16 protein-coding genes are annotated in these 14,665 nt (G+C 65.6%); 8 read left to right on the top strand and 8 right to left on the bottom strand.

The genetic code is table 11. The features are described 5' to 3' along the window. Positions 1-96: 96 nt before the first annotated feature. On the top strand, positions 97-306 hold the full coding sequence (locus IWX81_RS10425) for a hypothetical protein (RefSeq protein ID WP_334593853.1): 210 nt from the start codon (positions 97-99) through the stop codon (positions 304-306). 270 nt (positions 307-576) lie between these two features. Here the strand turns inward: IWX81_RS10425 and IWX81_RS10420 are convergent, their stop codons facing one another. From IWX81_RS10420 to IWX81_RS10410, 3 genes are all read right to left on the bottom strand, one after another. Further along, the gene (locus IWX81_RS10420; protein ID WP_199281230.1) at positions 577-2,160 is read right to left on the bottom strand and encodes a DEAD/DEAH box helicase; all 1,584 of its coding nucleotides are present in this window, start codon (positions 2,158-2,160) and stop codon (positions 577-579) included. 193 nt (positions 2,161-2,353) lie between these two features. Next, positions 2,354-2,968, bottom strand: coding sequence for a DUF1684 domain-containing protein (locus IWX81_RS10415; protein WP_199281229.1), 615 nt, complete (start codon positions 2,966-2,968; stop codon positions 2,354-2,356). Positions 2,969-2,972: 4 nt separating this feature from the next. Then, a complete protein-coding gene (locus IWX81_RS10410) occupies positions 2,973-3,440 on the bottom strand; it encodes a hypothetical protein (protein ID WP_199281228.1) in 468 nt (155 codons plus the stop codon). Between the two features lie 86 nt (positions 3,441-3,526). On the opposite strand from IWX81_RS10410, the gene IWX81_RS10405 reads away from it, so the two are divergent. After that, entirely contained in the window at positions 3,527-4,066 is a 540-nt protein-coding gene (locus IWX81_RS10405) for a 2-phosphosulfolactate phosphatase (RefSeq protein WP_199281227.1), read from the top strand. A gap of 43 nt (positions 4,067-4,109) precedes the next feature. Then, positions 4,110-4,412: a DUF427 domain-containing protein gene (locus IWX81_RS10400; protein ID WP_199281226.1), complete on the top strand. Its 303-nt coding sequence runs from the start codon at positions 4,110-4,112 to the stop codon at positions 4,410-4,412. Positions 4,413-4,423: 11 nt separating this feature from the next. Here the strand turns inward: IWX81_RS10400 and IWX81_RS10395 are convergent, their stop codons facing one another. Continuing rightward, positions 4,424-5,005, bottom strand: a complete 582-nt coding sequence (locus tag IWX81_RS10395; protein ID WP_334593844.1) for a CGNR zinc finger domain-containing protein — start codon at positions 5,003-5,005, stop codon at positions 4,424-4,426. Positions 5,006-5,046: 41 nt separating this feature from the next. Between IWX81_RS10395 and IWX81_RS10390 the strand changes: the two genes are divergently transcribed. Beyond that, positions 5,047-5,451 carry an SRPBCC family protein gene (locus IWX81_RS10390; RefSeq protein WP_199281225.1) on the top strand — a complete coding sequence of 135 codons (405 nt, stop codon included), beginning with the start codon at positions 5,047-5,049 and terminating at the stop codon, positions 5,449-5,451. 7 nt (positions 5,452-5,458) lie between these two features. Here IWX81_RS10390 and IWX81_RS10385 read toward each other — a convergent pair whose 3' ends face one another. From IWX81_RS10385 to IWX81_RS10375, 3 genes are read right to left on the bottom strand one after another with little or no spacing between them, the layout of a single operon-like run. Beyond that, a complete protein-coding gene (locus tag IWX81_RS10385) occupies positions 5,459-5,905 on the bottom strand; it encodes a SprT-like domain-containing protein (RefSeq protein WP_199281224.1) in 447 nt (148 codons plus the stop codon). Between the two features lie 55 nt (positions 5,906-5,960). Continuing rightward, positions 5,961-7,061 carry a PQQ-dependent sugar dehydrogenase gene (locus IWX81_RS10380; protein ID WP_199281223.1) on the bottom strand — a complete coding sequence of 367 codons (1,101 nt, stop codon included), beginning with the start codon at positions 7,059-7,061 and terminating at the stop codon, positions 5,961-5,963. A gap of 40 nt (positions 7,062-7,101) precedes the next feature. Beyond that, the gene (locus IWX81_RS10375; protein WP_199281222.1) at positions 7,102-7,968 is read right to left on the bottom strand and encodes a spermidine synthase; all 867 of its coding nucleotides are present in this window, start codon (positions 7,966-7,968) and stop codon (positions 7,102-7,104) included. A gap of 105 nt (positions 7,969-8,073) precedes the next feature. Here IWX81_RS10375 and IWX81_RS10370 point away from each other — a divergent pair, with 105 nt between their 5' ends. The 3 genes from IWX81_RS10370 to speB all read left to right on the top strand — a co-directional run bounded on the left by IWX81_RS10370 (position 8,074) and on the right by speB (position 10,201). After that, positions 8,074-8,430: a group I truncated hemoglobin gene (locus IWX81_RS10370; RefSeq protein WP_199281221.1), complete on the top strand. Its 357-nt coding sequence runs from the start codon at positions 8,074-8,076 to the stop codon at positions 8,428-8,430. Positions 8,431-8,569: 139 nt separating this feature from the next. After that, positions 8,570-9,142 (top strand): hypothetical protein, encoded by a 573-nt coding sequence (locus IWX81_RS10365; RefSeq protein WP_199281220.1) that lies wholly within the window; start codon positions 8,570-8,572, stop codon positions 9,140-9,142. Positions 9,143-9,199: 57 nt separating this feature from the next. Further along, entirely contained in the window at positions 9,200-10,201 is a 1,002-nt protein-coding gene (gene speB, locus IWX81_RS10360) for an agmatinase (protein ID WP_199281219.1), read from the top strand. A gap of 18 nt (positions 10,202-10,219) precedes the next feature. On the opposite strand, the gene IWX81_RS10355 is transcribed toward speB, so the two are convergent. Continuing rightward, positions 10,220-10,888, bottom strand: coding sequence for an AAA family ATPase (locus IWX81_RS10355; protein WP_199281218.1), 669 nt, complete (start codon positions 10,886-10,888; stop codon positions 10,220-10,222). A 235-nt stretch (positions 10,889-11,123) separates the two neighbouring features. Between IWX81_RS10355 and rpoB the strand changes: the two genes are divergently transcribed. Continuing rightward, positions 11,124-14,648, top strand: coding sequence for a DNA-directed RNA polymerase subunit beta (gene rpoB / locus IWX81_RS10350; protein ID WP_199281217.1), 3,525 nt, complete (start codon positions 11,124-11,126; stop codon positions 14,646-14,648). The last annotated feature ends 17 nt before the right edge of the window (positions 14,649-14,665 follow it).

Raw genomic sequence — 14,665 nt, 5'->3', positions numbered from 1 at the left:
CGGCCAGCGTAGGGCGTGTTCACTAAAGATTTTCACCATGGAAGTCGCCGGATTATTAGGGTGGTGTCGCGATATCTTCGCCACTATGAAGGGCACATGATGGCTGGCATCACCGACAAGTTCGACAAGGCATACGAAAGCTCGAGCATCGACGAGCTCGCTAAAGCACCGGTTTCAGCACTTCAGGGCGTGAGCGACAGCGATGCCGAGCACCTCAAGGCTGCATTCAACATCACCACGGTCGGTGACCTCGGCTCCAACAAGTACTTCCTCTGGGCGCAGGCTGTAGCGACGCTCGCCAAGTAACACTCTCGCGGATCGCGACGAGCTCTCCCTCGTGAACCGGGGTGCACACGTGGGTGTGTGCACTCCGGGTCGGCGCCGTCACCGCGTGTTCATAACTCCTGCAGGTTGCGGCGTGACAGCGGTGTTGCGCCGTTGTTGGGCCGATCAACCGCGTGCTCCGGCGCGAACTGCAGGAGTTATGGACGCCCGCAAACTTTGTCCGCGAACGCGGAAACGCCGCCCGAACCGAGGTTCGAGCGGCGTTCCGCTGTGGCGTTGGTGGCCGGAGGATCAGCGTCCGCGACGCTGTCCGCCACCGGCATTCGGACGGACGACCTGGCCGACGCGGATGGGGCCGCCGGCGGCCTGCGCGCGACCGTTGCCGCCGCGCGGTCGCGACGGTGCCTGCTCCTCGCGAGGGGCACGGGCGGGCTGGGCGTGTGACGACTGTGCATGCGAGGACTGTGCGTGCGGCTGGGCCGAACGCTGGTCTGTGCGCTGCTCGCTGCCGCGGCGTTCTCCGCCGGTTGCCGGGCGGCCTGAACCGCGACCGTTTCCGGAAGCGGGGCGGCCCGAGCGGTCGCGGCGGGGTGCATCCGAGGATCCATCGCGGCCGGCGCGCTTGCGCTGGGCGTTGGCGCCCTGCGAGCGACCGCCGCCCTGCTGCTGCACCGCGGCACGGGGCGCGGGGGTGACGTAGGCCGCGACATCCCCCACCAGCGCGGTGACCGACGCCGAGGCGGCTGTCACGTGCTGCGGGGTGACCGTGATCTGGGCTTTGCGCAGCAACGCTGCGGTGTCTTTGCGCTGGGCGGGCAGCACGATCGTGACGACCTCGCCCTCCTTGCCGGCGCGGGCGGTGCGGCCCGAGCGGTGCAGGTATGCCTTGTGCTCGGCCGGCGGGTCGACGTGGATCACGAGTTCGATGTCATCGACGTGCACGCCACGGGCGGCGACGTCGGTGGCCACGAGCACGCGAGTCTCACCCGAGGCGAACGACGCGAGGTTGCGGTCACGGGCGACCTGCGAGAGGTTGCCGTGCAGGTCGACCGAGGGGATGCCGGAGTCGGTCAGCTGCTTCGCGAGCTTCTTGGCGTGGTGCTTGGTGCGCATGAACAGGATGCGGCGACCGGTGCCCGAGGCGAGCTTTTTGATGAGCTCATTCTTCTCGTCGACACCAGCGACCTCGAAAACGTGGTGGGTCATCGCGGCGACGTGCGAGTTGGCCTCATCGACGGAGTGCAGCACCTCATTGTGGAGGTAGCGGCGAACGAGCTTGTCAACGCCGTTGTCGAGCGTCGCGCTGAACAGCATCCGCTGGCCGGTCTGGGGAGTCTTGTCCATGATGCGGGTGACGACCGGCAGGAAGCCGAGGTCGGCCATGTGGTCTGCCTCGTCGAGCACGGTGACCTCGATCGCGTCGAGCTGCACGAAGCCCTGCTTCATGAGGTCTTCGAGGCGGCCAGGGCAGGCAACGACGATGTCGACGCCGGCCTTGAGCGCTGCAACCTGTCGCTGCTGCGAGACGCCACCGAAGATGGTGGTGATGTTGAGGCCGTAGGCCGTAGCGAGCGGCTCCATGGCGGTGGTGATCTGGGTGGCGAGCTCGCGGGTCGGTGCGAGCACCAGCCCGAGCGGGCGGCCCGGGCGACGCTTACCACCGGCGAGCTTGCCGCCAAGGCGCGCGACCATCGGGATGGAGAAGGCGAGGGTCTTGCCCGAGCCCGTCTTCCCGCGGCCGAGCACGTCCTTGCCGGCCAGGGTGTCTGGCAGGGTGTCGAGCTGGATGGGGAACGGCTCCAGGATGCCGCTCGCGGTGAGCGAGGCGACGAGGGGAGCTGGCACGCCGAGCGTGCTGAAGGTTGATTCAGTCATGTGTGGGTATTTCTGAGCATGCCGGAAACGATCCGGCCAGTGGCGAAGGCGACGATGGCCGCTCTCGTTCGCCGTGAAAGTATCTACAACCCGAAAGCTACCTGTATCAGGCACAGCCGGGGAGAAGAGGAAGCGTTCTACGACGCAGGGAAACCGTCATGGTTTCGCAAGTGAGACCAGTCTAGCAGACGGCCTAATGGGAGCCCGAGTAGCGCTCGCCGACGGGGATCTCCACCGCGACAGTGTTGCCCGGCTGGGCCAGCGGGCAGGCCCACATCGGGTCGTAGGCACAGGATGGGTTGTACGCGAAGTTGAAGTCGAGCACGAGAGATTGTGGATCGCTCCCGGATCCGAGGTCGGCACCCTTGACGGTGTCGAGCAGGTAGCGGCCGCCACCGTAGGTTCCTCCGCTGGCACCGGCCAGGGCATCCTTGACCGGAACGAAGATGCCGCCACCGTATGAGGCGAGCCGCCAGACGTCGAGCGGGCCGACTCCGGGAACCTCGGCGACGCCGATCAGCTCGAACGGGACGACTCCGTCTGTGCCCGTCTCGACCTCCATCCGGCGTTCGTCGGCTGGCGTGAGCGCGACCTCGAACCGCCAGTCCGGGTCATACGGCTTCACGGGCAGTCCCGTGAACTCGGCGAGGTCGTCAGGCAGCAGCGGTGTCGACGGGTGATGTGCGAACAGGTCGTCGCGCTCACGGCGCCACAGGTCGTGGGCCGCAGGCAGGTCGGTGGATTCGCGCACCGCGGCGTAGGTGGCGAAGATCCGGCGGCGCCAGTCTGCGACATCGAGGGCGGTCATTCGGCTATTTCCAGTCCCGGGCCAGGCGTGTGATCTGCAGGGCACGCCACTGCCAGAACGCCCAGAACCCCACCCACAGCACCGGAGTGAGCGCGCCTGCTTCGACGATCAGCTGGTCACGGTAGAGCGTGCGGGCACCGGGCAGCGCCGAGACGGCCATTGTGTGCTCCCATCGGTCGACGAGCGCGAGCGGGCCCGACAATCCGCGGCCGGTGTCGCGAACCGAACGCACACCTTTCTTGCTCTCACGGAATTCGAGATCGATGGTCTGCTCGCCGACCACAGCGAGTCCGAACGCTTTCGCGCGCAGCAGGTGCTCGCCTTCCGGCCAGCTGTCGGGGAATCCGCCGGGCTCCAGCGAATCGAAGGTCGTGAACGGGGCAGACACCGCACGGAACACCGCCGGGTTGCGAATCGCCCGCCACGCGGCATCCGGAGCACAGTCGAGTTGGAGTTTCAGAAGCACGCGCATTGCTCCATTCTCCCGCTCCGGAGCGCCGCGCGTTGGGCCTGTGCCGCGCGACCACCGAGGGTGTATAGGGCCGATATCCTCGTGAGGTGAATTCGTTACCCCGCAACCAGCCGCAGTACCAGGTGCGATTCGACTGGGGGATCGACGGCGCGAACGCGCTGTCGCCCGGTGCAGACATCCTGGTCTGGGTGGATGCCATCACCGGCAGCTCGCCGGATCCGAGCACGATCTCGCACACGGGTGCCCTGATCACGGGCTCGACCGGCGCGCGCGCCGCCGTCGCGGACTGGGTGCTCGCGAGGCAGGTCGAACTCGGAGACCGGGCGACCGTCGCCGTGGTTGCCGCGGGCGGGCCCGACGGCCGCTTCGCGGTCGAAGACCTGCTCGCCGCTGGCGCCATCATCGACGCGATCGCTGACATCGGCATCGACTACATCTCGCCGGAGGCCGCCGCTGCGGTCGGAGCATTCGCGGGGCTCCGCAATGCGGCGGGGCACCTCCTGTCGGCGTGCGTTTCCGGGCAGGAGCTGCTCGCGAGCAGCGGCCGTGACGCGGTCGAGGCCGCTCGCGCGGCCAACGATTCGCCCGAGTTCACCATCCTGAGGGAATTCAGGTTGCCGCAGTAGCGTTGCCACTGAAGACACCTACTCATCCACGGAGGGCTGCACCATGAAGGCAATGCTGGGCGACACGATCATCGCAGAAGCACCGAAAGACGATCTCATCTCGATCGAGGGCAACTGGTATTTCCCGCCGTCGAGCGTGAACAGCGAGCTGCTCGAGAAGAGCACCACCCCCTACCACTGCCCGTGGAAGGGTGACTGCCAGTACTTCTCCGTGAAGGACGGCGACACCCTGCTCCAGGACCGCGCCTTCAGCTACCCCGAGCCCCTGCCGGGATCGCGTGAGCGCGTCGGCAAAGACTTCGCGAACTACGTCGCATTCTGGAAAGACGTCAAGGTCGTCGACTAGTCACTGGTTAGTCAGCGCAATCGCGCCCGGTGCGCCCGCACCTTGGCGCGATTGCCGCACCGCTGCATGGAGCACCAGCGGCGATTGTTCGAGCGTGACTCGTCGTAAAAGACGAGCTGACAATCGTCGGCTGCGCACTCCCTGATGCGGTCGGCGCGGTCTGCCGAGAACAGCTGGATGACCTCCCGCGCCATCACCGAGAGCGTCTGGCTCGCTCGTGCGCGGGTGCGCCCGGCCTGGCGGCGTCCGCCCTCGAGTGCGGGAGGGATGTCCGGGGTCGCCGCGAACAGGTTGATCACGTCCACGTCGTCGGCGGAGGGGCGGTCACCCCGGCTGATCGCTGTCGCCGAGCGCGCGATCGCCTGACGGAGGGCGAGGGCGTCGATCAGGTCGCGATCGCTCGCCGTGCCATCCACCTCGGGGAATCGCTCGTCCAGCCAGCCCGCGAGATCGGCAGGCGAGTGCAGTCGTTCCCATGCCGGGTTGTCGCCCATGGCGCCGGTGTAGGCGAAGTCGAGGGCGAGGGATCCTGCATCGAAATGCCAGCGATGGCCGTCGCCGGCGGTGAACCACTGTCCTGCTTCGTCACTCACCTCACCAATATAGGGCCCGGGTAACCAATACAGTGGGTTACATGAGTGACACTACGGGCAAGACGAAAGACGCCGGCTGGGAAGTGGGGGTCCGCACCACCGTGGCGGCTCCGGTGCCCGCCGTGTGGCAGTACCTGCTCGGCGACGGGCTCGGAACGTGGCTCGGCGACATCGACTCGCTGCCGACCGAGAACGGCGCGGAGTACGCCACGAAAGACGGCGTGAAGGGCACCATCCGCAGCTGCACCGAGAACGTCAGGCTGCGGTTGTCATGGCAGCCGAGCGACTGGCCGCACGACTCGACCCTGCAGCTCACAGTGAAGGAGACGATCACCGGCACCACGATCGGCATCCACCACGAGAAGCTGGCCGACCGCGACGAGCGCAGGATGATGCTCGGCCACTGGAAGAACATCGCCGCGGCCTTCGACCAGCACTTCGCGTGACTGCTCGTTACTTCTTCACCCAGGCGATCGTGTGCGCCGCGTTGAACGTCCTCGAGCACTTGCCGCAGGCCAGCGCCCTCGTCGGCTTGCGATAGCGGTAGTGCGTGTGGCCTGCCGGGCAGGTTCCCACCCACGGCGCGAACTCGGTCGCAATGGCTCCGTCGTGTAGCCGGTTGCCCTCGTACCCGAGGTCTGACGCAATCGACTTCCACAACGGACCGTGGCCCGCGCGAGTGCCCGCTATCGCATGGGCGACCTCGTGCAACAACACCTGGTGGATCTCATCGTCCTCGTACCGGGCGGCCAGGTATTTCGACACGCTGATGCGTTTGTGGGTGTAGTTGCAGAGCCCCGCCCGGGTCTTCGCGTTGTCGAACTCGAAGCTCCAGCTGCGGTCGAGGTGCAGGTCGATGAGTGCGGTCGCCCACGTTCGCACCCTGGTCAGTTCAGCCACCCTCAGAGGTTAACCCGAGCCGCAGACCTTCGCGGCCGGTGCCGACCGTGTCGATCTAGCCCAACTCGACCTGCAGGATCCGGTCGTCGCCCTCGCGCGGGGTGCCACGGCCGTCGGTGTTGTTCGTCATCATCCAGAGTGAGCCGTCCGGGCCGGGAATCACATCCCGGATGCGCCCGACGCCATCCGCGAAGTAGTCCACCGCGGTGGTCGGTGCGCCGGGGTTGATGGCCCACAGCCGCTCGCCGCCGAGGCCCGCCATGAAGAAGGTGCCGCCCACCCAGGTGAGTCCGCTCGGGCTCGCGTCATCCGTCGCCCACTGGTAGACGGGGTTCACGAAGGCCGGGTCATCCGACGTGCCTTCGACCGTCGGCCAGCCGTAGTTGGCACCGGGCCGGATGATGTTGAACTCGTCCCAGGTGTTCTGGCCGAACTCGGCCGCCCAGAGCTGGCCGTCGTCATCCCAGGCGATGCCCTGCGGGTTGCGGTGCCCGAGCGAGTAGACGAGTGAACCGTCGAACGGGTTGTCAGCCGGAGCTGTACCGTCGGGATTCATCCGCAGGATCTTGCCGTTCAGGCTGGATGGATCCTGCGCTGATGCTGTGTCACTGGCGTCGCCGACCGTGGCGTAGAGCGTGCCATCCGGGCCGAACTCGATGCGACCGCCATTGTGGTTGCCCGCCTTTTTTATCCCGGTCAGGATGTCGCTGCTCGCGCCGAGCGAATATCCGCCGGGCTCGCCGCCGAGGTCGAACCGCACGATCCGGTTGTCGTCCGCTCCTGTCAGGTACACGAACAACCCGGTCGGATCATCCGCCGCCACCGCGAGGCCGAGCAGTCCGCCCTCGCCACCGGGGGCCGCGCCGTCCACCGAACCCACGTCGCGCACGGTCCCATCGGCCGTCAGTTCCTTGACCAGCCGGCTGTCGCGTTCACTGATGAGCGTCGAACCGCTGTCGAGCCTCACCATCGACCACGGGGCATCCAGCCCGCTGGCGACCACGGTCGGCTCGCCGATCGGGGCAACAGGGGCGAGCGCCTCCGGGGTTTCGGGGCTGGCAGGAACGGGAGTCGTCAGTGCGCCCTGGGGCTGGGCGGCACAGCCGGCGAGGAGTGCTGCGACCGCGACGGCCGCGAGAGCGGGGGGAATACGCATGCCGCCATCCCATCACGGGCTCCTGAGTAGCGGGGGAGAGTTACGAGCTTCCCGGCTTCACCTGGAAGATGCCCTTCGACGGCGGCGGTGACTGCACGGCACTGTCGTCGGTGACGACCTGGGCGCTCGCGACGAAGTCACGCAGCTCGGGCCCGGCCACGATCTTCGACGGGTGCGGACCCGCGGCGAGCAGCCGCGGCATCCAGTCGAAGGGGAGTTCTTCGGCCGAACCTACGAGCACGAGGTTGCCGAACCGCCTGCCTTTCAGGATCTGCGTTTCGGCGAGGATCGCAACATGGCCTGTCACGGCGGCCAGTGTTGCCGCCTGCGACCGCGCGAAGGCAAGACCAGGCCCGTCAGCGACATTCGCGATCAGGATGCCACGGGGCGCGAGCAGCGCGACCGCACTGCGGTAGAACTCGACAGACGTCACGTGCGCCGGGGTGCGGGCGCCGCTGAAGACATCCACCACGAGCAGGTCGACGGAACCCTGCAGCCCCGGAGGAAGCTTCTCCATCACAGCCCTCGCGTCACCGTGGCGCACCCTGATCGAGGCAGACTTCGACCACGGCAGTTCGGCTCGCACCAGGTCGATGAGGTCGGATTCCAGCTCGATGACCTGCTGGCGGGAGCCGGGGCGGGTCGCTTCGACATAGCGGGGGAGGGTGAGGGCCCCGGCGCCGAGGTGCACGGCCGTGATCGGCTCCCCTGGCATCCCGATCTGGTCGATCACATGGCCCATGCGTCGCACGTATTCGAAGAAGAGCTCGGTGGGGTCGTCGAGGTTGACCTGCGACTGGGGAGTTCCGTCGACGGTGAGGGTGTACGCGCCGTCGACCCAGCGGTCGGGGGCGATGGTCGCGAGGTACCCACTGTGGGACAGCACTTTCGATGGGATCTCGGTCACCCCTTGACCCTGTCACACATTCGGATGTCTCTCGTGGGGGGAGTGGGGTCCGCGAGGTGTACAAGTCTGTACACTCACGACAGCGAAGAAAAGAGGATCGGATTCGTGGCGCTCTACGACGAGCTTGGTGGGGACGGCGGTGTTGCCGCGGCCGTCGACAATTTCTACGCGCGTATGCTCGACGATTCCCAGTTGGCTGGGTGGTTCGACAGTGTGGATCTTCATCAACTCAAGTCACATCAACGGGCTTTTCTTGCCGTCGGTTTGGGCGGACCGGAGCTCTACGACGGACGCAGCATGCGCACCGCCCATTCTGGTCTCGGCATCTCCGATGAGATCTACACGGCCTCGGTCGGTCACCTGAGCGATGCCCTCACCGAGATCGGGGTGGACGCCGGAGTGCTCCGCCAGGTCATCAGGCGCATCGAGATGATGCGGGCCGCGATCGTCGAGGTCCACTGAGCATCCACAGCAACTGAGCGTCCACAGCAACTGAGCGTCCAGGTCCACGGCGGGTCGGGCTTCTTTCCGAAGGTCGGTCGCTGGTGCCACACTCGATCCCACGAGGCATCCGCACGCAGCCTGACCAAAGGAGCCAGTTATGGCGATCCAGCAATTGTTCATCAGCTCGAACGAGCACCTCGGCAGGGTGGTCGACCAGATCCGGCCCGACCAGTGGGCACTGATGCTTCCCGAACGGGCGTCGCGGAATCCGCAGGATCTCAGGGCAGCCATCGCCTACCACGCGTTCGACGATGCGTGGGTTCCGGATGTGCTCGCCGGCCGCACCGCGGAGGAGGTCGGTGTTCGGTTCGAGCCGATCCTCGACAGCGCAGATCCTGCGCCGGTGTACCGGGATCACAATCAGCGTGCGCGCGATGCCGTGGCAGCGTTCGACGACCTCGAGGCCGTGACGCATCTCTCCTACGGTGACTTCCCCGCCCGCGAGTTCCTCCAGCACGTGACGAGCTTCCGGATCGTGCGCACCTTCGATGTAGCGCGACTCATCGGGGTCGATCCCGCCTTCGAGCCCGACTTCCTGCGCGCCATCGAATCCGAGTACGAGCCCCTGCTGGAGCAGTATCGTGCCATGGGAGTCTTCCCGGATCCGATCATCGTGGATGACGCAGCGCCTCTCGGGACCCGCGTCATGGCGATGTTCGGTCGCGACTAATTCCGAACCCGGAACAGCACCAGCCGGAGCCGAACCCGGTAGCGCTACCGTTGCACCATGAGCGAGCCGATCCGTGATCTTCCCGACAACCTGCGTCGACAGCTGGATGCCCAGTCCTATGTGGGACCTGCCACTTTCGGCATGCGCCCCCTGCTCACCGAGCCGCACCAACTGGACGCGTGGCAACCGGATGTCGCGATCGTGGGTGCCCCGTGGGACGACAGCACCACCAACCGTCCGGGCGCGCGCTTCGGCCCGAGGGCGCTCAGGGCCAACGCGTACGACCCAGGGACCTACCACCTCGACCTGCAGGTGGAGATGTTCGATCACCTGGAGGTCGTCGATTACGGCGACGCCGTGACCAGCCACGGCATGTGGGAGTTATCACGGGCGGCCATCTACGAGCGCGTCAACGAGGTCGCGAGTCGCGGGATCGTGCCTGTCGTGATCGGCGGGGATCACTCGATCACCTGGCCGGCGGCGACGGCCGTGGCGGAGCATCACGGATTCGGCAACGTGGTCATGATCCACTTCGATGCCCACGCCGACACCGCGAACATCCTCGAGGGCAACCTCGCGAGCCATGGAACCCCCATGCGCCGGCTCATCGAGTCCGGTGCGATCCCCGGCACACACTTCATCCAGGTCGGCCTGCGCGGTTACTGGCCGGGTGAAGAAGACCAGAAGTGGATGCGGGACCACGGCCTGAAGCACTTCATGATGCAGGAGATCTGGGAACGCGGCGCGAGGGCGGTCATGACCGATGTGATCACGGCGGCGCGCGAGCGCGCAGCCAAGGTCTACGTGTCGATCGACATCGACGTGCTCGATCCCGGTTTCGCTCCGGCGACGGGCACTCCCGCCCCGGGCGGACTCGCTCCAGTCGACCTCCTGCGGATGGTGCGCCAGATCGTGCTGGAACTGGATGTCGTGGGTTTCGACGTGATGGAGGTCGCCCCTGCCTATGACCACGCCGATATCACCGTCAATAACGCACACGGTCTCATCTGGGAGGCGCTCGCCGCCATGGCCGTCAGGAAGCGCGACTCGCGAGCCTGACGGGTCCCGCGCGAAGCGTCAGGCCTGGGGTTCCTCTGGCAGGCTGCTGAACTGCGTCCACAGCGTCTCGTCCACCAGTCGAATACTTTCCGCGAGCCGGTGCTCCGCGACTCCACCCACGAGGGCCCACGGCTGCTCGTCTGCGGTCAGTTCCTCCTCGAACCAGCGCTGCATCGCCTCGCGATAGTCCTCGCCGTCGCGGATGCCATCCTGCTCGAACGGCACACCGTCGATGTCGCTGATGAGGTAGAGACCTCGCCGCGGTAGCTCCGGCACCGCGTCGAAGGCCGCGGTCGAGCCGTCGCCGAGGTAGCGGCGCTCCCAGAGCCGCGTCGCGAACGCATCGGTGTCGCAGAACAGCACGGGGGAGCCGGCCGCCGCCGCGGCATCCTCGAGTCGTTGCTGTTCGACCGCGATAACGGCGAAGTCCTCCGCGGTCCACTCCGCAGAGTGCACCGGGGCGTCGGGGTCCTTTTCGACCGCGCCCTGCTGCGCCAGAAGCAGCTCGGTGTATTCCCGGCCGTATTCCGGCACCCAGAGGGTCTGCTCCCAGACTCCTCCGCGTGAGCGATAGTGCTCGGCGAGGGAGGCGACGAGCGTCGACTTGCCGCTCGATTCCGAGCCGACGAGCACGATCCGGATGGCTCGCTCCGCCCGCACCTCGGGTGCCAGTTCACGCCAATCCATCAGTCTTATAGCTCATTCCCAGAATCAGGTCAAGATTCGGCTTGCAAAGGCGTGTCGAGTCGACCTATAGTTGATCCTTGCGCTCCCAATCAATCCATGCCGTCATATTGCGGACAGCTGGCGTGCCCCGAGTATAGCGGCGGGGTAAATCGTTCCTTGATTTTGGTGAGCATTTCATTACCGACCGTCGGGTTTCCGACATGAGGGCCCGACGGGGTCCACGGAGGTTATTTCCTTGGCTGCTGCGAAAAACGCATCCACCAGCAAGTCCCCCAAGAACGGCCGTGCAGCATCGCGGCTTTCGTTCGCCAAGATCACCGACACGTTGACGGTTCCCGATCTGCTCGCATTGCAGACCGAGAGCTTCGACTGGCTGGTCGGCAACGAGATCTGGAAGCAGCGCGTCACGGATGGTGTGGCCCAGGGCCGCACCGACCTGCCGTCGCGCAGCGGATTGGACGAGATCTTCGAAGAGATCTCACCGATCGAAGACCTCGGTGAGACCATGCAGCTCTCGTTCACGGGTCCTGAGCTCGAAGAGCCCAAGTACACGATCGACGAGTGCAAGGAGCGCGGCAAGACGTTCGCGGCTCCTCTCTATGTGAACGCCGAGTTCATGAACCACCTCACGGGTGAGATCAAGACCCAGACGGTCTTCATGGGCGACTTCCCGCTCATGACCGAGAAGGGCACGTTCATCATCAACGGCACCGAGCGTGTCGTCGTGTCGCAGCTCGTCCGTTCCCCCGGCGTCTACTTCGACCGCACCCCCGAGAAGCTGTCGGACAAAGACATCTTCTCCGCTCGCATCATCCCGAGCCGTGGTGCCTGGCTCGAGTTCGAGATCGACAAGCGCGACCAGGTCGGCGTGCGCATCGACCGCAAGCGCAAGCAGAGCGTCACAGTCTTCCTGAAGGCCCTCGGCCTCACGAGCGAGCAGATCCTCGAGGAGTTCAAGGGCTTCCCGTCGATCGAGCTCACCCTCGAGAAAGACAACATCCTCACCAAGGAAGAGGCGCTCAAGGACATCTACCGCAAGCTCCGCCCGGGCGAGCAGGTCGCTGCCGAGGCCGCTCGCGCGCTGCTCGACAACTTCTACTTCAACTCGAAGCGCTACGACCTGGCGAAGGTCGGTCGTTACAAGATCAACCGCAAGCTCGGAATCGACACCGACATCAAGCAGTCGGTGCTCACCATCGAAGACATCATCGCAACGATCAAGTACATGGTCGCCCTGCATGACTCGTCGTCGAGCTACGTGACGGTCCACGACAACGCGCTGTCGACCATCAAGGGACTCCGCGATGGCAAGAAGGTGGATGTGCGACTCGACGTCGACGACATCGACCACTTCGGCAACCGCCGCATCCGCGCCGTGGGTGAGCTCATCCAGAACCAGGTGCGCACCGGTCTCTCCCGCATGGAGCGCGTCGTCCGCGAGCGCATGACCACGCAGGACATCGAAGCGATCACCCCGCAGACCCTGATCAACGTGCGCCCCGTCGTCGCCGCGATCAAGGAGTTCTTCGGAACGTCGCAGCTCTCGCAGTTCATGGACCAGAACAACCCGCTCGCGGGCCTGACCCACAAGCGTCGCCTCTCGGCGCTGGGCCCGGGTGGACTGAGCCGTGAGCGCGCTGGCGTCGAAGTTCGAGACGTCCACCCCTCGCACTACGGCCGTATGTGCCCGATCGAAACCCCGGAGGGCCCGAACATCGGCCTGATCGGTTCGCTCGCATCGTTCGCACGCATCAACGCGTTCGGGTTCATCGAGACCCCGTACCGCCGCGTCGTCAACGGCAAGGTCACCACGACCATCGACTACCTGACCGCGTCAGAAGAAGATGACTACGTCGTCGCCCAGGCAAACGCGCCGCTCACAGCGGAGTCGACCTTCGCGGAGCCCCGCGTGCTTGCCCGTAAGAAGGGTGGCGAGGTCGACCTGATCCCGACCGAGCAGATCGGCTACATGGATGTGTCGCCGCGCCAGATGGTGTCGGTCGCGACATCGCTGATCCCGTTCCTCGAGCACGACGATGCAAACCGCGCACTCATGGGTGCCAACATGCAGCGCCAGGCCGTCCCGCTGCTGCGCAGCGAGAGCCCGCTCGTCGGAACCGGCATGGAGGGCTTCGCGGCCATCGACGCCGGCGACGTCATCACGGCCGACCAGGCCGGTGTCGTCTCCGAGGTCTCGGCCGACGTCGTCACCATCCAACTGGATGAGGGCGGCACGCAGGACTACTTCCTGCGCAAGTTCGACCGCTCCAACCAGGGCACCAGCTACAACAACCGCGTCATCGTCAGCGCGGGCGACCGCGTCGAGAAGGGCGAAGTCCTCGCGGACGGCCCCGCGACGGAGAACGGCGAGCTCGCCCTCGGAAAGAACCTGCTCGTGGCATTCATGCCGTGGGAGGGTCACAACTTCGAGGACGCGATCATCCTGAGCCAGAACCTGGTCAAGGACGACACCCTCTCGTCGATCCACATCGAAGAGTACGAAGTGGATGCCCGCGACACGAAGCTCGGCAAGGAGGAGATCACCCGTGACCTCCCCAACGTCAGCCCGGAGCTGCTCGCCGATCTCGACGAGCGCGGCATCATCCGTATCGGTGCAGAAGTTCGCCCCGGCGACATCCTCGTCGGCAAGGTCACACCCAAGGGTGAGACCGAGCTGAGCGCCGAGGAGCGCCTGCTGCGCGCCATCTTCAACGAGAAGAGCCGCGAAGTCCGCGACACCTCGCTGAAGGTTCCGCACGGTGAGGCCGGCACTATCATCGCTGTCAAGGAGTTCAACGCCGACAACGATGACGAGCTCGGCTCCGGTGTCAACCAGCGCGTCGTCGTCTACATCGCCCAGAAGCGCAAGATCACCGCTGGTGACAAGCTCGCTGGTCGTCACGGCAACAAGGGTGTTATCTCGAAGATCCTGCCGGTGGAGGACATGCCGTTCCTCGCCGACGGAACTCCGGTCGACGTCATCCTGAACCCGCTCGGTATTCCTGGTCGAATGAACTTCGGACAGGTGCTCGAGACTCACCTCGGCTGGGTTGCCAAGCAGGGCTGGGATGTCGACGGTTCACCCAAGTGGGCCAAGACGCTTCCCGACCACGCTCGCAGCGCTGCTCCCGGCACCAAGGTCGCGACCCCCGTGTTCGACGGAGCTCTCGAGACCGAGATCGAGGGGCTGCTCAACTCGACAACGCCGACTCGTGACGGTGACCGCCTGATCGACTCCACCGGAAAGACGCGACTGTTCGATGGTCGCTCCGGTGAGCCGTTCCCCGAGCCCGTCTCGGTCGGTTACATGTACATCCTGAAGCTCCACCACCTGGTGGACGACAAGATCCACGCTCGCTCGACGGGCCCGTACTCCATGATCACGCAGCAGCCGCTGGGTGGTAAGGCTCAGTTCGGTGGCCAGCGATTCGGTGAGATGGAGGTCTGGGCGCTCGAGGCATACGGTGCCGCGTACGCGCTCCAGGAGCTCCTCACGATCAAGTCGGATGACATCCTCGGTCGAGTGAAGGTCTACGAAGCGATCGTCAAGGGTGAGAACATCCAGGAGCCGGGTATCCCCGAATCCTTCAAGGTGCTCATCAAGGAAATGCAGTCGCTGTGCCTGAACGTCGAGGTGCTCTCGGCCGACGGTTCCACGGTCAACCTGCGCGACACGGATGACGAGGTCTTCCGTGCTGCGGAAGAGCTGGGCATCAACATTTCCACGCGGTTCGAGTCCTCGTCCATCGACGAGATCTAGAACTCACCTCTCACTTC

This window comes from Salinibacterium sp. CAN_S4 (genome assembly GCF_015752305.1).
Classification (GTDB): domain Bacteria; phylum Actinomycetota; class Actinomycetes; order Actinomycetales; family Microbacteriaceae; genus Rhodoglobus.
This window is presented reverse-complemented; position numbering and strand designations above follow the sequence as displayed.